Raw genomic sequence first — 20608 nt, forward strand, 5'->3', positions numbered from 1 at the left:
AGGATGACCATCATGAACGGTAAACGTTTTGGTGCGGCGGCATTGACGCTGGCCCTGTCCCTTTCGGCTCTCGCCGGATGCAGCGACAGTACGGGGAAGACACCGGAAGCGGGAAAGGCAGGACAGGGAGAGAAGGCAACCGGGGAGAAAAAGCTTGATATTTCCGTATCGTTCTACAACATCGGCAAGGCGTTCCCGAATCGGGCAGAGGATGAATACTTAAAAAAGATGGAGAAGCAGTTCAATGTGAATTTCGTAGACAAGGTCATCAGCTATAACGATTACAAGGAAAAGTATCAGCTGTGGAGCGCCTCCGGGGAATTGCCCGACGTGTTCAGCCACGACATTATCAACACCGACACGTACTATTCCTGGATCAAGCAGGGCATAATCCGTCCGCTGCCGGACGATTTGAGCAAATATCCGAATGTGCAGCGGGTTCTGAGCCTCGATGATATTAAAGGGCTTAAAGTGGATGGGAAGTTTTACATGATTCCGAGGCAGACGTACCAGGATTACGATACGTGGGCGGTAGAGCGCGCCTTGATTGTACGCAAAGATTGGATGGAGAAGCTGAAGCTGAAAACGCCGGTCACCTACGATGATTACCTGAACATGCTGAAGGCGTTCGCTCAGAACGATCCGGACGGCAACGGCAAAAAGGATACGGTAGGCGTAACGTTCCGTTCGAGCACAATGCTTCTTCCTCTAGCTACAGGGACGTTTCCTAACGTGAACAACGCCTCCTGGGTAAAGGAGAACGGCAAATATATCCCTTATTTTGCTTCCGACAAAATGAAAGAGGTCGTGAAGCAAATGCGGCAATTGTTCACCGAAGGGGCGATTGACCCGGATTTCGCAATCATGAAGACGAACGACGGGATCGAGAAATTCGGACAGGGCAAAGTAGGCGCAATATCGATGCAGGCTACGCCGAATGGACTTCAGAAGCTGGACGCGGCATGGAAAAAGTACAATAAAGACGTGCCGTTCGAGGATGTCGCAGCCATTCTTCCCGTTTCATGGGCGGCGGCAGACGGCACGGAGTACCGGCATACGAACGTGACGTTCTGGTCGGAAAGCTATTTCAGCTCCAAAGTGGATGATGAGAAGATGGACCGGATACTCCGCATGTACGATTTCTTGCTGTCCAAGGAGCACGAGATAGAAACCCAATACGGAATCGAAGGGAAGGATTATAAGAAGGAAGGCGATAAGCTTGTCATTACAAGAGAGAAAGATAACAATGGCGAATATAAAAGCTTGGGAGCGATGTACCCGTCCTATAACCTGTTCGGAGCTTTGGCCGCCTGGAACCAGCAGCTTGAATTTGTAGAAAATGAAGTGAATAACATTCAATTTACTCCAAAGCTGGCCAAAATGTCCCGTGATACGCTGAAGCAAAGGATTGCCAATGCCAAGCCTGTTCCGACGAACTTTCAGGTCGAGCTGCTCTACACGCCGGGCAAATCAAAGCTCAGCGCCATTAATCCTGTTGAAGACATAACGAAGCTGATCCTGGCTAAAGACGATCCGGTTGCTATGTGGGAGAGCACATTGAAGAGCTATGAGAATAAAGGGCTCCAGCAGGCAATTAAAGAAGTGAACGAAGCGGTTCAAAAGCAAGGCTTGGACAAGTGACCGGATTTGGCTGATTTAGACGAGAGTAACAGGAATTTATTGGTAAGGGAAAGGCGGGGATCCAAGTGAAAGATTTCTATATAGCAGGTACGGATCAGGCGTACCACCGGATTGTGGTGCTCGATCCGGAGGTGGAGGATTGGAGCGCCGGGCGTGCTGTCGTGTGGACATGGTCCGCCGATACGTCCGACGGCTTCGAAGACCTTGTCTCAGCGTGGGGACTTCCAACCGATGCTAAGGTGAGACATAACCCCGTATGGGGCGGGAAGTGGATGGTGGTTACGGACTCCAAAGGCTTGGCGGCTATCCTTCCTTACCCTGCCGGCGACCGAAAGCAGTGGGGCTTGAACGTCGGCGGCAACCCTCACTCGGCCGAGCTGCTGCCGAACGGCAACATTGCCGTAGCGGCCAGTACGGGCGGATGGGTACGAGTCTATACTTCCTCGCAGGGGCCTTCATCCGACGCTTATGCGGAATACAGGTTCCCGGGAGCGCACGGTGTTCATTGGGATGCTGATCGTCAAGTGCTCTGGGCGTTAGGCGACGATGAATTGGTTGCTCTCAAGTTGGAGGGAGAAGCCGATGCTCCCGTTATTCGCGAGGTTCACAAGACAGCGCTGCCGACCCGGTACGGCCACGACCTTCAGCCGGTTTACCGGAACGACGACCGTTTGTGGATCAGCACAGGCACTCATGTGTATCAGTATGTGAAGTCGACCGATACGTTCGACTCGGCTTATGCGGGAGGTCAGGCTTTTAGCCGCCCCGGAGTTAAGAGCGTGGGCGATCAGCCCTCTGGCCGAGTGGTAAGAACAGTACCGAAGGAAGGCAGCTTGTATGAATGGACGACCGATACGATAGATTTTTCTATGCCGTTTGGGCTGGATGAAGCACGGGTTTGTAAGGGAGCCGCGCTGTATAAAGCTCGAATTTTGCTACAGGAGCAAGAGTAAGAGGTACGCCTACGTACCCCTACAGGAGGGACGATCATAATGGAGCAAAAAGAAAAATCGCCAAAGAGGACGGATCCTGCCGATTGGGAGATAGGAACGTCGCTTTCCCTGGAGGCATGGAAGAACGCCCGATTCGATATCGAGGATGTGGGACGGGCGGGCATCCGTTACATAGAGCTTGCCTGGCGCAACGACACCTTCGATATGCTGGATCCCTATAACGAGGAGCTATGCGCTTCATGGGTCCGACGGACTCGTGATCTTGGGATGGACGTTTGGACGATGCATTTGCCGTACGGACCGATGTGGGATGTATCCTTAACGGATTCCTTGCAGAGCGGCGAAGCCGTACAGAGGCACCTGGCGCTGCTGCAGCTGGCGAATAGGTGGAACATTCGTACGGCCGTCATTCATCCGAGCTGGGAGCCGATCCCGGCCGAGGAGCGGTCCGCCCGGCTGGATGCGTGCAAGCGAAATCTGCCGGTGCTTGCCGATGCGGCCGAACGGCTTGGTGTTCGTTTGGCCGTCGAATGCTTGCCGCGCACCTGCCTTGGCAATACGAGCTTGGAGATGAGCAGCATTATGGAGTCGGACGAGAGACTGGGCGTCTGCTGTGATGTGAATCATTTGCTGCAGGAGCGTTCCGAGCAATTTATACGGGAGCTTGGCTCACGAATTATTACCGTTCATATGTCCGATTATGACGGGTTGGATGAGAAGCATTGGATGCCGGGTAAGGGCATCGTTCACTGGAATGAGGTTATCGGGACTCTGGCGGCTCATGGTTATCAAGGTCCTTTCATGTTCGAGGTGCGGGAGCCTGTCCCATCTGAATTAACGGCTTGCTGGAATCGTCTTTTGGCCGATTACAGGCAATCGCTGCATCATGGTTAACAAAATCACTTTATGAATTGAATCATGGCGGGAGGGCTATTATGAAGAATAAGATCGTCAACAAGGCTGTTGTTTTCTTGCAGAGAGTGTTCCCGGCAATGCGTCAACATGCTTCGGATCAGCCGGATCCGGCGAGAGCATGGCGGACCAAGCGATTCATTCTGCTTGGCGTGCTCCTTGCAGCCTTTTCCTTGTTAGGTATAGCGGGATGGTCGCACGTGTCGGCGTTGAATGCGGCTCCGAACGATTACGATATCGCCGTAAGCGATCAGGCCTCCAAGAAGATTTTAGTGATGGACCCTGCGGCCAGCGATTGGAACAGTCCGAGTGCCGTCAAATGGTCTTGGGCTCCGTCCGGCACGAACGGGTTCGCGGAGTTCACGTCTTTCTGGGGGCTCCCTACCGAAGCAAGGGTGCGGGATAGCCAGTTTTTCGGCGGTAAGGTTATGCTGGTGACCGATTCCAGAGGCTTAGCGGCAGTCATCCCTTACCCCGCGGGAAATTTCAAATATTGGGCCGCCAACGTCGGCGGGAATCCGCATGCTGCGGAGATGCTGCCTAACGGGAACATCGCAGTTGCCGCAAGTACAGGGGGATGGGTCAGGGTATATACCTCGTCCCAGAGCTGTCATTCGGAGGTCTATGCCGAATACAAGCTTACGAGCGCCCACGGCGTTCTATGGGACCCGGAGAAGGAAATCCTATGGACTCTCGGCAACAGTGCCATAGTCGGCTTGAAGGTAGGGGGAACCGCAGCTGCGCCTACCTTGCAAGAGCATGTCCGGCTGAATGTGACGAGCTTGAACGGACACGATATTCAACCGGTTTACGGAGATAACGATCGGCTCTGGGTTGCATCGGGAGGCAAGGTGTACCAGTATGTGAAGTCAACGAACTCGCTGGATTTAACCTATTCGGGAGCGGGCAGCATCAGCCGCGTCGGCGTCAAGGCGGTTGGCAATCAGCTGTCGGGCCAAGTCGTCGAAACCGTTACGGATACGGCAAAAACTCCGAAGGGCGGTTGCACTTTAAACACTTGGTGCACCGACTCGGTAGATATGTTTATGCCTGATGCGATAAAGACCCGGACCGGTGCGGCCTTCTATAAGGCAAGAATAATGAATCCGAATTATCAGTAAGATGGTCTGGCGCCGCAATAGAATTATGAAAAAAAGCCCTGAACTTGCTTCCCTCGAACGAATTGCTGTTCGATTCGAGGAAGGCTGGAATTCGGGGCTTTCTGTCATCAGTTATTAATGAAAGGAATATTTATTGAAGTTAATCATTAACCTTGGGATTTATAGTCGAGATCGCCGTGCTCTCCTTGCGCTCAATGAGCAAGGTCAGGCTAAGCAGGCTGATGAGAATCGTCGCCCCCATATCCGACAGGATGGCGAACCACAGCGTCAGCCAGCCGGGAATCGTCAGCAGCAGAGCAGCTAGCTTCAGCCCCATCGCAATGATGATATTGGTGCCAATGACGCGGTTCGTGCTGCGGGCGATGCCGATCGCTTCGGGCAGCTTGCCGAGATGGTCCTGCATCAGCACGATGTCAGCCGTCTCGATCGCGCTGTCGGTGCCTTTGCCCATCGCGATGCCGAGCTCCGCCGTAGCGAGCGCCGGCGCGTCGTTGATGCCGTCTCCGACCATGGCGACGCGCCCTTCGCGGCCGAGCTCGCGGATCTTCGCCACCTTATCCTCCGGCAGCAGGCTGCCGAAGAAGGAGGTGACTCCGACCGCGCGCGCGACCTTCTCCGCCGTCTGCGGATGGTCGCCCGTCAGCATCACCGTGCGGCGAATGCCGCGGCGATGCAGGGCGGCGACGACGGCGTCGCTCTCCGGGCGGATCTCGTCGGCGATGCCGAAGAGCCCGAGCACCGCTTCGCTGTCGGCGACTAGCACAAGCGTGAGGCCGCTCGCTTTGAAGCGCTCCACGTCGCGCTTCACGGTATCCGGCAGGGCGATGTGGCTGACGCTGGCTTCGTTGCCGAGCCAGTAGCGTCTGCCGCCCAGCACAGCCTGGATCCCTTTGCCGGAAGCGGCCACGACCTCTTCCGGCTGCTCCGCCGGGATGCCGCGGCGGCTCGTCTCGCGCACGATCGCCTTGGCGAGCGGATGCGTGGACGACTGCTCGATCGCCGCGGCAACCCGGTAAAAATGCTCCTCGTCGCTATCGTAGACGACGGTCTGCTCCACATGCGGCTCGCCTCGGGTCAGCGTGCCGGTTTTGTCAAAGGCCAGCGTGTCGATGCGGCCTAGCTGCTCCAGGAATACGCCGCCTTTCACCAGGACGCCGTGGCGAGCATTGCGCGTGATGCCGGCTACGATGGCGATGGGCGAAGCAAGAATTAGGGCGCAAGGACAGCCGACGATCAGTACGGCCAAGCCTTGGTACAGCCATTCCTTCCAGCCGCCCTGGAACAGCAGAGGAGGGACAATAGCTACGAGAAGCGCAACGAACATGATGGCCGGCGTGTAATATTTGGCGAACCGGTTGATGAACAGCTCGGTCGGCGTCTTCGTCTCCTGCGCTTCTTGCACAAGGTGCAGTATTTGCGCCAGCGAGGAGTCCTCGTACGCTTTCTCGATATGAATGCGCAGCACGCCTTCATGGTTGATGCTGCCGCCGAATACGCGGTCTCCCGGCGCCTTCTCCAGCGGGAGCGATTCCCCGGTGATCGCCGCTTCGTTCACCGAGCTGGCGCCCTCGAGCACGACGCCGTCGGACGGGATTTTCTCGCCGGCCCGGACGAGCACCGTATCTCCCGCTTGCAGCGATTCAATAGGGACGAGCGATTCCTTGCCATCGCGGATAAGCACCGCTTGCTTCGGAGCCACTTGCAGCAGCGTTTCCATGGAGCGGCGGGCCTTTTCCATTCCGATGCCTTCGAGCAGCTCGTTTAAACCGAACAAGATGGCGACCATCGTCGCTTCTTTCCATTCACCGATGCTCACAGCTCCGATCAACGCGATGGTCATCAGCGTGTCCATATTGAACCGGAGCTGCACGAGCCGCTTCAAGCCTTTAAGGAACGTGCCGTAACCGCTCAGCACCATAGCGGCCAAGTAAAGGATGATCTGCACGATGCCGGGAAGGCGGCCTTCGAGCAGCAGCGCTCCACCGTACAGCGCCGCGGAGATGATCAGCTGGCGTTTCATCGCAGAACCGCCGTGGTCGTGCGAATGATCGTGTCCGTGATCGTGCTCGTCGGCATGCGAATGATTGCCTTCATGGCTGTGATCATGGCCATGTCCATGCCCATGACTATGGCTGTGCCCATGCCCATGCCCATGCCCATGTGCATGTCCAGCAGCTCCTTGCATGCTTGCAGCGGAGCCGGATGCCAACGCAGCTTCAGCAGCGTGAGCTTCACTGGACGCCATTTGTCCGGCCGAGCCTGAGGCCGGATGAGAATGGAAGTGGGCACCTCTTACGCTGTCATCCGTGCCTTCATCGTATCCGTGCGCATGCTCCAAAGCAGCGCTTACTTGCTCCTGGCTGCCTTCGATGCTTCCGTATGTTCCGCGGCGCAGTGCGACTTTGCCTGCAGCCCCGCCGCGAGCCGGCTTGGATGGCGCCAAGGAATCGATGTAGGCGCCGTCCGAGCGCAAAATTTTCTGTACCTCCTGCAGCGGGACCTGGGAATCGATTTTCAGCTTACCGCTGTTATAGTTAAGCGTCGCCGTCTGTCCGTGCTCGAGCCGTTGAATCTGCTCTTCCATCTCCCTCGTACAGTTGGCGCAGCTCAATCCTTTCACTCTGTACTCCAACATTGGTTTCCCCTCATTTCATGACGGGTCGGTTTCCCCCGGCTAATCGTGGTTGGCGTGGTGAATCGCTTCGGTCAGCAAATCCATCACGTGCTCGTCATCATATGAATAATATAAGGTGGTACCGGCTCTGCGGAACTTGACGAGCCGCAGGTTTTTTAGAAACCGAAGCTGATGAGATACGGTCGACTGCAGCAGTGACAGCTCATCGGCGATTTCGTTCACGGAGCATTCCTTCTGCGACAACAAGTATAAAATGCGGATACGCGTCGTATCCGATAACGCTTTGAACGTTTGGGAAACCATAAACAGCGTTTCTTCGTCGAGAGAACGGACGTTGATATCCGGCGATTGAGGGCGGTCGTGAGAATCCATGGAAAGTACCTCCGAATAGGATAAATAGTATGAATATATGATTATATGCTCATATAGTATTCTGTGGAGGAGGATTTTGTCAATGACAAATGTCCGACAATGCGCAAAAAAAAGCAGATGCAGCGTATATCATTGAGGGCGGAGCAGTATATAGAGTGCGCCATTTGGGGCAAGAACATGAAAAAAATGTACGTTTTGGGAAGGGAAAATATAGGAGACAGGCTTTCCTCTTATCAGGGGCACAAAACACATCGAGCAGCGTTCGTTGAGAAAGAGCAGCAGCCGGCTTTTTATGACCGCCGAGTCGTGTACATAGATTTGCTGCCACATGCCGCGTATTAGTCTGCAACGTTTGTGCCGGGATGTCGGCAGCATCGATTGGATCGGATGCGGTGAGCTTCAGCTATACAACCCGATCTTCTAGCAGTGGCGAAATTAAAAAGGCGCCCGGAGGCCGCTTACGTTCATCTGTCGACGAGCGTACGGCTTCGGGCGCTTTTTCTAAAAGATCGGTTACATCGTGCTGCGGAATAGCTTGGGCGAGACGCCGACGATTTTTTTGAACAGTCTGGAGAAATAAAACACGTCTTGATAGCCGAGAGTGGAGGCGATCTCTTTGAGCGATTTGTCGGTGTTGAGCAAAATGTTCTTGGCTTCGGCCATCTTCAAGCGATGAACATATTCATTCAACGGGTAGCCGGTATATTTACTCACGAGACGCCGGAGCGTCGGGAACGAGATATGGTGCTGCTCGCACAGCTCTTGGGCGTCAAAAGGGCGGTACAAATAGTCCGCAATCGCCTCGATCAGACCGAGCGCATTCTCGGCTTTGGTTGCTTTTGGAATGGCTTCGGAGCTCGCGACGAAATCGTACAGCATCGATTCCACAAGCAAGGACGCTTTGTCGATGTTGCTCGGCACTCCTGTCTCCATCAGCATGAATATCCGGTTGATTTTGGTCAAATGCTCCTCTTCGGTTTGCTTGACCCTATCCGGCTCCGGAAGCCACGTGTCGAGCCATTCTTTAATGCGTGGGCCCTCGATCGTAAAATAATGCTCATCCCAATGCTCGTTCTCCCCCGGTCCATAATGAAATACAGCTTCGGGATACAGCAGAAAGAAGCTCCCTTGCTTCACCGGCTGAATGTCGCCGTCGTTCACCTGGTACGTTCCCGAGCCCCCGGCTATGTAAACGATGGCCCAGTAAGTAAACCGCGCATGAGCGCGATAGTGAATCCGTGCAGGAATATGGCCTACATTGACGATGGTGAGCGATTTGTGCTTGAGAATGCTTTTATCCACCTTGAGGTCAACGATTCGGATCGGCTGTCGACTGATCTTATAATCCATGTAACTGATCATGGCATGCATTCCTTCTTCGGACAATTCGTGTTAGTTTGATTATATATTGCATTCACAAATTGCTCAAACGTTTCACACCTATTAACGGGAGGATGAATTGGATTGAACAAGCTGAACATTGGCATTATCGGAGCGGGCTCTATTTCGGAGCTGCATTTGCAAGCGTATCAAAAAATGGGGCAAGCGGTGCAAATTTACGCGATTTGCGATTTGAACCTGGCCAGAGCCCAGGAAAAAGCGGATAAATACGGCGCTACCCAAGTATATGACGATTACCATAAGCTGTTGGCCGATCCGGCGATCGATGCCGTTAGTATTTGCACCTGGAACAATACGCATGCCGAGATCAGTATCGCAGCGGTCAAAGCAGGCAAGCACGTGCTCGTAGAGAAGCCGCTGTGCCGCACGGTAGAAGAGGCGCTCGAGGTGCAGAAGGCAGTCCGCGAGTCCGGCAAAGTGCTTCAGGTCGGCTTCGTCCGCAGATACGACAACAATGCTCAGCTGATGAAACGGTTTATCGACAATGGCGAGCTCGGCGATATTTATTATGCGAAAGCTTCATGTATCCGTCGTCTTGGCAATCCGGGCGGATGGTTCGCGGACAAGGAGCGTTCGGGCGGCGGCCCTCTGATCGATATCGGCGTCCATGTCATCGATATTTGCTGGTATTTGATGGGACGTCCGAAGGTCGTATCCGTAACCGGCAATACGTATCGGAAGCTGGGCAACCGCGGCCATGTGCAGAATCTCTCTTTTTATAAAGCAGCCGATTACGATGCCAGTCAAAATACGGTCGAGGATATGGCGAATGCGCTTGTCCGCTTTGAGAACGGCGCGTCTTTGATGATCGATGTCAGCTTTACGCTGCATGCGAAGCAGGATGAGACTACGGTCAAGCTGTTCGGGGACAAAGGCGGACTGGAGCTGGAGCCGGCCATGGCGCTCGTATCCGAGAAGCATGACACGATCCTGAATATTACGCCGCAAACGGATCAAAAAGGCTTGAACGTCACCGTGGCGTTCCAAAACGAAATCCGCTTCTTCATCGACAGCTGCAACACGGGCAAAGAGCCGGTCAGTCCTGTGGAGGACGGCGTCGAGCTGATGAAAATTTTGTGCGGCATCTATGAATCTGCAGAAACCGGACGCGAAGTCCGTTACGAATAAATTAAGGGAGGCATGGAGAGATGAAGCTCGGATTAAGCTCATACAGTCTGGTGAAGGCATTGAGAAACCAGGAGCTGGATATTCTCGGGGTTATCCAATGGATAGCCGACAACGGCGGGGAGCATGTGGAGATTGTTCCCATCGGCTTTAACTTGACGGAGAACCCGGAGCTGATCGATGCGATTCGGGAAAAAGCAGCCGCCGCGGGAATCGAAGTGTCCAATTACGCGATCGGAGCTAATTTTATTACGGAGACGCAGGAGCAGTACGAGGCGGAAATCGCGCGCGTGAAGCGCGAGGTGGATATTGCCGCCGGTCTCGGCGTGAAACGGATGCGCCATGACGTCGCTTCCCGCAAGGATACATCGATCGTCCGGTTCCAGGAGGATCTGGAGAAGCTAGCCGCAGCATGCCGCGAAGTTGCCGATCATGCGGCACAGTACGGCATCACGACCAGCGTCGAAAACCACGGCTATTACATTCAGGCGAGCGACCGGGTGCAGGCGCTGATCCATGCGGTAGACCGTCCGAACTTCCGCACGACGCTCGATGTCGGCAACTTTATGTGCGCGGACGAGAATTCCGTCGTTGCCGTACAAAAGAACATCTCCTACGCGTCGATGGTGCACGTGAAGGATTTCTACTTGCGTCCGGCGTCCTTGAACCCCGGAACGGGCTGGTTCCAGACTGCAAGCGGGAATCACCTGCGCGGCGCTATTGTAGGGCATGGCGACATCGACATGCGGCAGGTCATTAGCATCGTTAAGCGTTCCGGCTACGACGGCTACATTTCGGTAGAGTTCGAGGGCATGGAGGACTGCTATACGGGCTCCAAGCTTGGACTCGAAGCCGTCCGCAGATTGTGGGACGAAGTGTAAGCATTTGGATTGAGTGAAAAAGCGAAAGCGGCGAGTGAACTTCGGTTCATTCGCCGCTTTTTTTGTGCCGTTTTCGAGTAGAACGGGGATAGCGGAAACGGGCTTTGTAAGCCGGAAAACCCGTCTTACAGAGCGCTCGATGCCGCAAACCGGGCAGAAAGCTCCGCTGTAAGCCGGAAAAATCGCCTTACAGGCTGCGCTGGATCGGAAACGCGCTCTGTAAGCCGGAAAACCCGCCTTACAGAGCTGTCGATGCCGCGAATCGGGCAGAAAGTGCCGCTGTAAGTCGGAAAAATCGCCTTACAGGCTGCGCTGGATCGGAAACGCACTCTGTAAGCCGGAAAACCCGTCTTACAGAGCCGTCGATGCCGCAAACCGAGCAGAAAGCTCCGCTGTAAGCCGGAAAAATCGCCTTACAGGCTGCGCTGGATCGGAAACGGGCTTTGTAAGCCGGAAAACCCGCCTTACAGAGCCGTCGATGCCGCGAACCGGGCAGAAAGCCACTGTAAGCCGGAAAAATGGCCTTACAGGCTGCGCTGGAGTGGAAACGGGCTCTGTAAGCCACGGAAACCCGTCTTACAGAGCGCTCGATGCCGCAAACCGAGCAGAAAGCTCCGCTGTAAGTCGGAAAAACCGATTTACAGGCTGCGCTGGATCGGAAACGCGCTCTGTAAGCCGGAAAACCCGTCTTACAGAGCCGTCGATGCCGCAAACCGAGCAGAAAGCTCCGCTGTAAGCCGGAAATATCGCCTTACAGGCTGCGCTGGATCGGAAACGCGCTCTGTAAGCCGGAAAACCCGCCTTACAGGCCACCGATGCCATACAGTTCATTCCAGCGGTATTTGCATGCCCGTCTCGGCGAGCGAAACGGAGCACGGCAGCCCGTATTCCGATGCGATATCGACCCCATGGGACAGATGGGTGAATAGCGTGCGCGCCGGCTTTACCTCCTCCAGCAATTCAAGCGCCTCTACCATATCATAGACCGAGCGGGTCTTTTTATCGGCGTCTTCCTTGTAAAAGTTGGTTCCAAGGACGAGCAGCTGCAGCCCGAATAGAGGGGCTGATTCTTCCCGGCTCAGATTGATGGCGTCGGAGCAATAGGCCCATGCGTACGGGGCTAAGTCGAATGCAGGCCGGTCGAACCTGTACGCGTAGGAGTAGCCGTTTTTGCCGTGGCATACTTTCCATGGGCGAATGCTCCATCCGTTCCACTCCATCCCTACGGCGTTGTCGTGGTAGATGATGTGGTTTTCCAGCCACGGGAACTGCTGCCGCAGCGTATCCAAGACGTCGCGCGGAGCATACAGATGACCCTTGCGCCTCAGCCACCGGCAGGCGTCGGCCCATTCCGGGAGCCCGCCTATATGGTCGAAATGGGCATGGGTGATAAGAGCATGTTCTATGAAACGCAGGCCGAACCGTTCCATCTGCGCTCTCCAATCCGGGCCGCAGTCAATCAATAACGGCTCTCCACCCGCATTCAGAATGGCGGAGGAGCGAAAACGCCGATTGCGCCCCGTCGTTCTTGCTTCCGAGCAAATATCGCAAGGGCAGTATACACGCGGAACTCCCATGGAGTCCCCGGTTCCCCAAAAGGTTAACGTGTCGGTCATATGTCCATCTCCGATTTGTTCGATATGTTTTACAATAACAAGAATTGTTCGTTACAACAAGCGTGTGGCGCAAGGGAAACAAATGGACGGACGGAACGCAGCTATTTAACAATAAGTCCCAGTATAATAGAATGATAGTGTGAGAAGCGCCAAAAAGATAACGGTATAGTTGCCGCTAGCAGCATACTTGAGACAAAGTCGGGAGGAGAAACGATGACGGCAGACACAAGAGGGATTGAGTGGGTCAAACGGATTCAAGCGATTGCGCAGGCGGGATTGGCTTATTCCAAGGACGCCTATGATTTGGAAAGGTTCGAGGAGCTCAGGGCTATCAGCGTCGAGATGATGTCCGCTTACTCGGGGCTTGCTATCGAGCAGGTGGCGAATTTGTTCGCCAATGAGAGCGGGTATCAGACACCTAAGGTCGATGTACGCGGGGTAGTGATGCAGGACGGCAAGTTGCTGCTAGTGAAGGAAAAGACCGACGGAGGCTGGTCGCTGCCCGGAGGGTGGGCCGATATCGGATTGTCGCCCAAGGAGATTGTCGTGAAGGAAGTGAAGGAAGAATCCGGCTACGATGTCGAGCCCGTGAAGCTGCTCGCGGTTCTGGACCGCAACAAGCATCCGCATCCGCCGCTTGCGCATCATGTGTACAAGCTGTTCATCCAGTGCAAGCTGACGGGGGGCCAGGCTCAAACCAGCATAGAAACGACCGAGGTCGGCTTTTTCGCCGAGGATGAGCTGCCGCCTTTATCGACGGATCGGGTTACTTCCGGGCAGATTGCCATGCTGTTCAAGCAAGTGCGGGAGCCTTTGGGCGAGACCATTTTTGACTGAGCAATAAGTAGTTACCCTAACACCATAAGCGAAAAACAATCCCCTAAAGGCCTGTCGGCAGCCGAAGGGGATTTTTATTTTAAAGCGAAAGCCCGAACCGTTTCAGTTCAATGCAGATCCGCTCGAGCTGCTTTCCTTTTTCCGTCAACGAATATTCGACGCGGGGCGGAACTTCCGGGTACACGGTGCGGGATAGAATGCCGTGCTCTTCCAGCTCTTTCAGCCGCAAGGATAGGGTTTTTGGACTGATGCCGTCGAGGCTCTTGAGCAGGTCGCTGAAGCGCATGGTTCCTTCGATCAGCAAATCGCGAATAATCAGGAAGGTCCACTTCGTCCCGATAACATCTATGGCCTTCACGACCGCACATACTTCCCCGGGCGTTCCTTTGGTCAACACGATAGGCTCATCTTTCATTATCCGGCCAACTTCCTTTCTTTTCACAATGGATAAAGCCAACTGTAACACAAAACTATCTTTTCGGAAACTATGTGAATAAAATATCACTACTTCCGTAAGTAAAGTGTTTGTGTATATAATGACCTCGTGAAAACCAGACTTACAATGTTGCAGCAACGCGTTAGACAAATAACCCTTTTTTTTGGGAGGAGAGAACCCCATGCCGAATTTATCGTCCAGCTTTACGTTGAAAAATTTGGAGTTGAAAAATCGTACCGTAATGCCTCCGATGTGCCAGTATTCGGTTGAAGCCAAAGACGGTATTCCGAACGATTGGCATTACGTACATTACGTTTCCCGTGCTGTCGGCGGCACCGGCTTGATCATTATGGAAATGACGGACATCGAGCCCGACGGCCGAATTACGGATTTTGACCTTGGATTGTGGTCCGATGAACATATTCCGGCGTTTAAGCGGATTATTAATGAAGTGCATAAGTACGGCGCCAAAATCGGCATTCAGATTGCTCACGCAGGCCGCAAGGCGGAGGACGCCGCGGTTCCGGTCGGTCCGTCCGACATCCCGGTGAGCCCTGAGGGCAAAAAGCCGCGGGCGCTGACGACGGAAGAAGTAAAAGCCATGGTCGTAAAATACAAGGAAGCCGCTGTACGTGCAATCGAAGCAGGGGTGGATACCATCGAGCTGCACGGTGCGCACGGTTATTTGATTCATCAGTTCCATTCGCCGGCCATTAACAACCGGGGTGACGAGTACGGCCGGGACTACGCCAAATTCGGAGTGGAAGTCATTCAGGCGGTGAAAAGCGTTATGCCCGACGATATGCCGCTCATCTTTAGAATATCGGCCATAGAGTATATGGAGAACGGCTACGATTTGGAGCACAGCCTTGAAGTTGCCAAACGCTACAAGGAAGCCGGCGTGGACCTGTTCCATGTAAGCAGTGGCGGGGAAGGCCCTCCTCCGGGAGCACGGAAGCCCGGTAACTACCCGGGCTATCAGGTACCGTTTGCCCGGGCGTATAAGCAAGCGCTGGATGTTCCGGTCATTGCCGTCGGCATGCTGGACGATCCGAAATTGGCGGAAGCGACCGTTGCCAATGAAGATGCGGACCTCATAGGCGTAGCGCGCGGCATGCTTCGCGATTCGTACTGGGCGACTCATGCGATTCATGCCGTATCCGGCGACGTATCGGCACCGAGACAATATAGCCGCGCCTACTGATAGCGGACAAAAGTCCGTTCGGGCTTCCAAAGGGCTATCACCTAAATAAGAGCCCAAATTCTCAAGGCTAACGACCCTTTTTCTCTTCCCGACATACTGTAGATGTGTAGTCAGTTTGGAAAATGGGAAGGGAGAACATGTTAATTATGGGAAAAAGCCAAAGCAGCAGTGGAAATAAAAGCTCGCGGTCCAGCCAGCGCAGCATGCAGCAAGGCCAATGGTGGCCAGGTCAAGGAGGCGGCCAGTGGCCAGGACACGGTGGTGGCCAATGGCCAGGACACGGCGGAGGCCAATGGCCAGGACACGGCGGAGGCCAATGGCCAGGACACGGCGGAGGCCAATGGCCAGGACACGGCGGAGGCCAATGGCCGGGACACGGCGGAGGCCAATGGCCGGGACACGGCGGAGGCCAATGGCCAGGACACGGCGGAGGCCAATGGCCAGGACACGGCGGAGGCCAATGGCCGGGACACGGCGGAGGCCAATGGCCGGGACACGGCGGAGGCCAATGGCCGGGACACGGCGGAGGCCAATGGCCGGGACACGGCGGAGGCCAATGGCCAGGACATGGCGGAGGCCAATGGCCGGGACACGGTGGAGGCCAATGGCCGGGACATGGAAGCGGACATACTACGGGAGGGCATCATACGTCGGGACACCGCAGCAATAAAAGCACTCGCAAAGTAAAATAACAGCAACAACCGAACTAAACGGTTTTTAAGATATAAACCTTTTTTAGGAAAAAATGGTAGACGAATCAATCGTCTTATGGTAATCTTATAACAATAATCCGGAAGCACCGGTCGATCAGGTCCGCTAGAGGCATTGCCTCAGGCGGGCCTTTTTCGTTCATGGGAGCGGGTAGCGCGTTTTTTTTGGAAAATGTCGGAGATAGGTGGATTCATTAGTAACAAGAGCGGAAGCCGTTTCATATGTTGTCATGGAGTATGGATACGGTCGGCGAACTAATAACTGTTGTTCCCTATGGTTGGATGGCAGGAAGAGAGTTCGGCGGCTTGACAACATGATAACGGAGGATGATTAGAAATGAGCGATTTCAAAAAAAAATTGAAACAATTGAAGGTTTCCGATCTCAGATCGGGAGAAGTCAACTCCTGGCAAGCATCGGCTCAGGAAGATCCTAGAAGCTTGCAGTCTACTGGCATCAACTGCTTTAACTGCTTTAACTGTGTTTCGTGCTTCACTTGCTTTACCTGCTTTAACTGTGTGAGCTGCTTCCGTTGTTCCAACTGCTTCCGCTGCCATAACTGTTTCAACTGCCATAACTGCCAAAACTGCCATAACTGCGCGCGCTGCCAAAACTGTGCCCACTGTCACCGTAACGGCGAGCAATAATCCGTATATTAAACGGCATTCAAAGCACTTAAAACCCTTGTATCTTCAGATACAGGGTTTTTCTCATGAACGTCCTAATGGTCCGGGAGCAAGAACGTGACATGAGGGACAAAGAGCCATACATAAAATGATGGGAGACGGGTCGAACCGAACGGTTAACGAAGGAGGAATTACGATGACAGCCTTACATCCTTCTGCACGTTTGAAAATGAAGAGAGATACGTTCTACGTTCCGGATGCTCACGGCAGTGTATATTTCCGCAACAATACAAGTTCTTTCCGGATGGAAGGAGAGTCTGTGGATCAATGGATCGAGCAGCTTCTCCCTTTGTTCAACGGAGAGCATACCATGGATTATTTGACGGATGAGCTCCCGGAGTCCCATGCGAACCGTATCTATGAAATTGCCGGGATGCTGTACAAGAACGGCTTCGCAAACGATGTCAGCGTTGATAGGCCTCATCAGCTGCCGGAGCAGGTACAGCGCCGATACGCCTCCCAGATCGAGTTTTTGGAGCAATTCGCGCCATCCGCGGCGTTCCGGTTCCAGACTTATCGCGAGTCGCGGGTATTGGCTGTGGGCTGCGGGCCGTTATACGTTTCGCTGATCGCCTCCCTGCTCGAATCGGGGCTGCCCAAGCTCCATATGCTGATTACGGATGGAGAACCGACCGACCGGAGCCGGCTTACGGAGCTGGCGGCTTTTGCAAGGGAGCACGATCCCGAGGTCAGTCTGGAAGAACTAACCATCCGTCCTTCGTCTGAGCAGCCGTCGAGCCGGTTCTGGCAAGAGACCGTAGCACCGTTTGATGCGGTCATCTATGTGTCGAGAGGGGACGACGTGAGGGAGCTGCTGAGCGTTCATGCTGCATGCAAAGAGGAGAACAAGCGGTTTGCACCCGCAGTCTATTTGTCTCGGGCAGGATTAGCCGGACCGTTGATCCATCCCGGACAAGACACGCAATGGGAATCCGCATGGCGCCGTCTTCATAGCGCAGCCCTGAACGGCGGGCAGCCGCCGGAGGAGTATTCTTCTACGGCCGGAGCGATGCTGTCCCATATCGTCGTGTTCGAATTGTTGAAACATATCGCCGGGGTGAACGAGACCGCCGGCAAACGTCAGTTTTATTTGCTTGATCTGGAGACACTGGAAGGAAGCTGGCACCCGTTCGAGCCGCATCCGCTTGCCGAGGGGAGCTCGCTGCCGGCTGTAGTCGAGGAGGCAGAGCGGAGGCTCGAGCCGGCTAGGACGGATAACAGCGAGTGGCTGGCCCGCTTCAGCCGGCTGGTGTCGCCGGTATCGGGAGTTTTCCACGTGTGGGACGAAGGGGAGCTGAACCAGCTGCCGCTCTCCCAATGCCGCATACAGCCATCCGATCCATTGTCGGAGGGACCGGCAGAACGTCTCGCGGAGATCGCGTGCGCGGACTTAACCCATGAGGGGGCCAGGCGCGAGGCGGCTCTGGCCGGAGTGGAGGCGTACGTGCGGAGATGGACGGACAGCTCGTCTTTCCGGCAGGAGTGGGAAGCGAGCGGCTTCACTCGGCAATGCTTGCTCGGCATCGGAGCGGGAGAAACGGCGGCAGAGGCTATGGCTCGCGCGCTGCAAAGCTGCCTGGGAGAGCGGCTGAGGAGGACGATAGCGGATCGGCCGCAAGTGGTTGCGCAGGCGCGAATCGTCTCCCTGGAGGATGTGCAGAGCCGCTATTACTTTCAGGCGTTATCGCGGATGAGAGGGACACCGGTGATCGCGCTCGGGCAGGCGGTTCACGGACTGCCGGTCGTTTGGGTCGGGACCGAGGGACAGTGGTTCGGCAGTCCCGGCTTGAATGTCACCTTGGCGCTGCGCGAGGCTTTACGGGAAGCGGTGCAGCAGGAACAAAACCGCTCCGCAGGGCGCTCCACAACTGCGAGAGGGCTTGTAACGAAGACGGCGACGTCCGTCTATTTGAACGAAGCGTCGTCTTTCCCTCTTGAAACGCCTTCGTGCGATAACGGGCATATGCCGGAGGCGGTGCGGTCCGCTCTGCAAACGCTGAAATCGAGGATCGGACATCGTCTTGTAGTGCTGGATATGGCCTCGGAGCCTTTTTTAAGGGAAGAGATCGCAGCGGTGTTCGGTGTCGTAGTGCGTGAGGGGGTGTCCCGGTGAAGAAGCGCATCGTTATTGCCGGTGATGGCTCGTTAAGCGATTACGTTGGGGAGGAGCTGTCCCGCCAGGAGGTAGAAGGAATTCGGCTGCGTATGGATCAGCTTACGGACGGACTTCCTGATGAAGCCGGACTCGCGCTGCTGCTGCAGGAAGGCTGGCAGCCGCAAGCGGTGCAGCATGCCGAGGAGCGGTTCAGCGCTGCCCGCATCCCGTGGCTTCGGGGGGCGGTTGTGCTCGGCGAAGGTGTAATCGGGCCGTGGGTCATCCAGGGGGAGCCGGGCTGCCCGCAGTGCACGGACAGCCGCAGGCTGATGGCCGGCAGGGAACGCCGGGAAATGCAGTCGCTGCTGCAGGCATTAGCGGCCCAAGGCGGGACGCAGCGGGACGTATGGGCTGCGCCGATCGGACTCCTGCATATGGCGAAGCTGATTGCGGCGGAGGTGCGGGAGGCGCTGAACGGGTTGAGCGGCAAGCGAAAGGGGCGGCTGATGCGCGTCAACCTGCTGACCTTGGAGACGTCCAGCCATACGGTGCTGCCGGATTCGCTATGCCCGGCATGCAGCAGGCCTGTGGACGATACGCCGGAGCAGGCGCGCATGGAGCTTAGGCCGAGTCCGAAGCTCAAGGCCGACAGCTTTCGTACCCGGTCCATGGATGAGCTGCAAGCCGTATTGGGACGGGATTATGTGGATCATCGGGCTGGCTTGCTGAACGGAAGCATGGTCGACTTGACGTCTCCGTTTGCCGACGCCAGCGTCAATCTGCCGCTGCTGTCGGAGGACGTAGGTGCGGCAGGACGCACGCACTCTTATGCAGTGAGCGGCTCCACGGCGATTCTGGAAGGGCTGGAGCGCTACTCCAGTCTGCAGCCGCGCAGCAAGCGAACGGTCGTATACGGCAGCTACCGCGAGCTGGCGGAGCAAGCGCTGAATCCGTTGACCGTAGGGGTACACTCGAAGGAGCAGTATGCGCTGCCGAACTATCCGTTCCGGCCGTTTGATCCTGAAGAAACGACGCCATGGGTATGGGGCTACTCGTTCCTGCAGGAGCGTCCGATTCTCGTGCCGGAATCGTTGGCGTACTACAGCATGGGCTGCGGCAGCCAATTCGTCTTTGAGTCGTCCAACGGATGCGCCCTGGGAGGAAGCCTGGAGGAGGCCATATTGTACGGAATACTGGAAGTGGCCGAGAGGGATTCGTTCCTTATGGCATGGTATGCGCAGCTGCCTCTGCCGAGGCTGGACCTGGGTTCGGCCGCCGACCTCGAGCTGCAGCAGATGATCGACCGGCTGGAGACGGTTGCCGGGTTCGAGGTCATGTTCTTTAATTCGACGATGGAGTACGGCATCCCGAGCGTGTGGGGCATAGCCCGGAATAAGCGGGAGGAAGGGGCGCGTCTTATATGCGCCGCAGGCGCTCATCCCGATCCGCTGCGTGCGGTGAAGGGCGCGCTTCATGAGCTGGGCGGCATGATGCCGAGCTTGGATATGAAGCTCCAAGCGAACCGTGAGGACGCTGTAAGGATGCTCCGCGACTCCTCGCAGGTGAAGTCGATGGAAGACCATTCTCTGCTGTACGGGCTGCCGGAGGCTGAGCAGCGGCTTGGATTCTTGCTGGATGGGGGGAGCAAGCCCCTGAAGTTCGAAGAAGCGTTTCCGCTAACCGGACGGCGGAATACAACGGATTTGACGGATGAGCTGGTTGGCGTACTGCAGCGGTTCAACAGGCTGAACCTCGATGTCGTAGCGATTGACGTAACGGCACCGGAGCTGGCGCGCAACAAGCTGCATTGTGTCAAAGTGCTGATCCCGGGCACGCTTCCCATGACGTTCGGCCATCATTACACCCGGCTGGCCGGGCTGGATCGGGTGTTTCGGGTGCCTATGGAGCTAGGATTTACGAAACAGCCGCTGACGCCCGGTCAGCTCAATCCGTTCCCGCATCCGTTCCCGTGAGAGGAGGAGGA

General features: G+C 55.5%; 17 protein-coding genes. 11 read left to right on the forward strand and 6 right to left on the reverse strand.

Features of this window, described 5'->3' with window-relative positions; all coding sequences use genetic code 11:
• The first annotated feature begins 12 nt into the window (after nt 1-12).
• The 4 genes from DVH26_RS03270 (at nt 13) to DVH26_RS03285 (ending at nt 4627) form a co-directional block, all read left to right on the forward strand.
• Nucleotides 13-1641, forward strand: a complete 1629-nt coding sequence (locus tag DVH26_RS03270; protein WP_239631119.1) for a type 2 periplasmic-binding domain-containing protein — start codon at nt 13-15, stop codon at nt 1639-1641.
• 65 nt (nt 1642-1706) lie between these two features.
• A complete protein-coding gene (locus DVH26_RS03275; RefSeq protein WP_239631120.1) occupies nt 1707-2594 on the forward strand; it encodes a DUF6528 family protein in 888 nt (295 codons plus the stop codon).
• A gap of 39 nt (nt 2595-2633) precedes the next feature.
• Nucleotides 2634-3488: a sugar phosphate isomerase/epimerase family protein gene (locus DVH26_RS03280; RefSeq protein WP_239631121.1), complete on the forward strand. Its 855-nt coding sequence runs from the start codon at nt 2634-2636 to the stop codon at nt 3486-3488.
• A gap of 41 nt (nt 3489-3529) precedes the next feature.
• Nucleotides 3530-4627 carry a DUF6528 family protein gene (locus DVH26_RS03285; RefSeq protein WP_239631122.1) on the forward strand — a complete coding sequence of 366 codons (1098 nt, stop codon included), beginning with the start codon at nt 3530-3532 and terminating at the stop codon, nt 4625-4627.
• A 139-nt stretch (nt 4628-4766) separates the two neighbouring features.
• Here DVH26_RS03285 and DVH26_RS03290 read toward each other — a convergent pair whose 3' ends face one another.
• The 3 genes from DVH26_RS03290 to DVH26_RS03300 form a co-directional block, all read right to left on the reverse strand.
• A complete protein-coding gene (locus DVH26_RS03290) occupies nt 4767-7262 on the reverse strand; it encodes a heavy metal translocating P-type ATPase (protein WP_239631123.1) in 2496 nt (831 codons plus the stop codon).
• A 39-nt stretch (nt 7263-7301) separates the two neighbouring features.
• Nucleotides 7302-7634, reverse strand: a complete 333-nt coding sequence (locus tag DVH26_RS03295) for an ArsR/SmtB family transcription factor (protein ID WP_239631124.1) — start codon at nt 7632-7634, stop codon at nt 7302-7304.
• A gap of 513 nt (nt 7635-8147) precedes the next feature.
• Nucleotides 8148-8996 carry a helix-turn-helix transcriptional regulator gene (locus tag DVH26_RS03300; protein WP_239631125.1) on the reverse strand — a complete coding sequence of 283 codons (849 nt, stop codon included), beginning with the start codon at nt 8994-8996 and terminating at the stop codon, nt 8148-8150.
• 102 nt (nt 8997-9098) lie between these two features.
• Between DVH26_RS03300 and DVH26_RS03305 the strand changes: the two genes are divergently transcribed.
• Complete coding sequence (locus DVH26_RS03305; protein WP_239631126.1) at nt 9099-10163, forward strand: Gfo/Idh/MocA family protein; 1065 nt, start codon at nt 9099-9101, stop codon at nt 10161-10163.
• A gap of 20 nt (nt 10164-10183) precedes the next feature.
• Nucleotides 10184-11041 (forward strand): sugar phosphate isomerase/epimerase family protein, encoded by an 858-nt coding sequence (locus DVH26_RS03310; protein ID WP_239631127.1) that lies wholly within the window; start codon nt 10184-10186, stop codon nt 11039-11041.
• 827 nt (nt 11042-11868) lie between these two features.
• On the opposite strand, the gene DVH26_RS03315 is transcribed toward DVH26_RS03310, so the two are convergent.
• Entirely contained in the window at nt 11869-12657 is a 789-nt protein-coding gene (locus tag DVH26_RS03315; protein ID WP_239631128.1) for an MBL fold metallo-hydrolase, read from the reverse strand.
• Nucleotides 12658-12870: 213 nt separating this feature from the next.
• Here DVH26_RS03315 and DVH26_RS03320 point away from each other — a divergent pair, with 213 nt between their 5' ends.
• The gene (locus DVH26_RS03320) at nt 12871-13494 is read left to right on the forward strand and encodes an NUDIX hydrolase (protein WP_239631129.1); all 624 of its coding nucleotides are present in this window, start codon (nt 12871-12873) and stop codon (nt 13492-13494) included.
• Between the two features lie 79 nt (nt 13495-13573).
• Here DVH26_RS03320 and DVH26_RS03325 read toward each other — a convergent pair whose 3' ends face one another.
• Entirely contained in the window at nt 13574-13909 is a 336-nt protein-coding gene (locus DVH26_RS03325) for a winged helix-turn-helix transcriptional regulator (RefSeq protein ID WP_379461518.1), read from the reverse strand.
• 202 nt (nt 13910-14111) lie between these two features.
• Here DVH26_RS03325 and DVH26_RS03330 point away from each other — a divergent pair, with 202 nt between their 5' ends.
• Nucleotides 14112-15134, forward strand: coding sequence for an NADH:flavin oxidoreductase/NADH oxidase (locus DVH26_RS03330; RefSeq protein ID WP_239631130.1), 1023 nt, complete (start codon nt 14112-14114; stop codon nt 15132-15134).
• A gap of 146 nt (nt 15135-15280) precedes the next feature.
• Entirely contained in the window at nt 15281-15826 is a 546-nt protein-coding gene (locus DVH26_RS03335) for a hypothetical protein (RefSeq protein WP_239631131.1), read from the forward strand.
• A 349-nt stretch (nt 15827-16175) separates the two neighbouring features.
• Here DVH26_RS03335 and DVH26_RS03340 read toward each other — a convergent pair whose 3' ends face one another.
• Nucleotides 16176-16436: a hypothetical protein gene (locus DVH26_RS03340; protein ID WP_239631132.1), complete on the reverse strand. Its 261-nt coding sequence runs from the start codon at nt 16434-16436 to the stop codon at nt 16176-16178.
• A 229-nt stretch (nt 16437-16665) separates the two neighbouring features.
• Here DVH26_RS03340 and DVH26_RS03345 point away from each other — a divergent pair, with 229 nt between their 5' ends.
• On the forward strand, nt 16666-18642 hold the full coding sequence (locus DVH26_RS03345; protein ID WP_239631133.1) for a putative thiazole-containing bacteriocin maturation protein: 1977 nt from the start codon (nt 16666-16668) through the stop codon (nt 18640-18642).
• Nucleotides 18639-20597, forward strand: coding sequence for a TOMM precursor leader peptide-binding protein (locus tag DVH26_RS03350; protein ID WP_239631134.1), 1959 nt, complete (start codon nt 18639-18641; stop codon nt 20595-20597). Before DVH26_RS03345 ends, DVH26_RS03350 begins: the two co-directional genes overlap by 4 nt.
• Nucleotides 20598-20608: the final 11 nt, after the last annotated feature.

Source organism: Paenibacillus sp. H1-7, from assembly GCF_022354825.1.
Taxonomy (GTDB): Bacteria; Bacillota; Bacilli; order Paenibacillales; family NBRC-103111; genus Paenibacillus_S.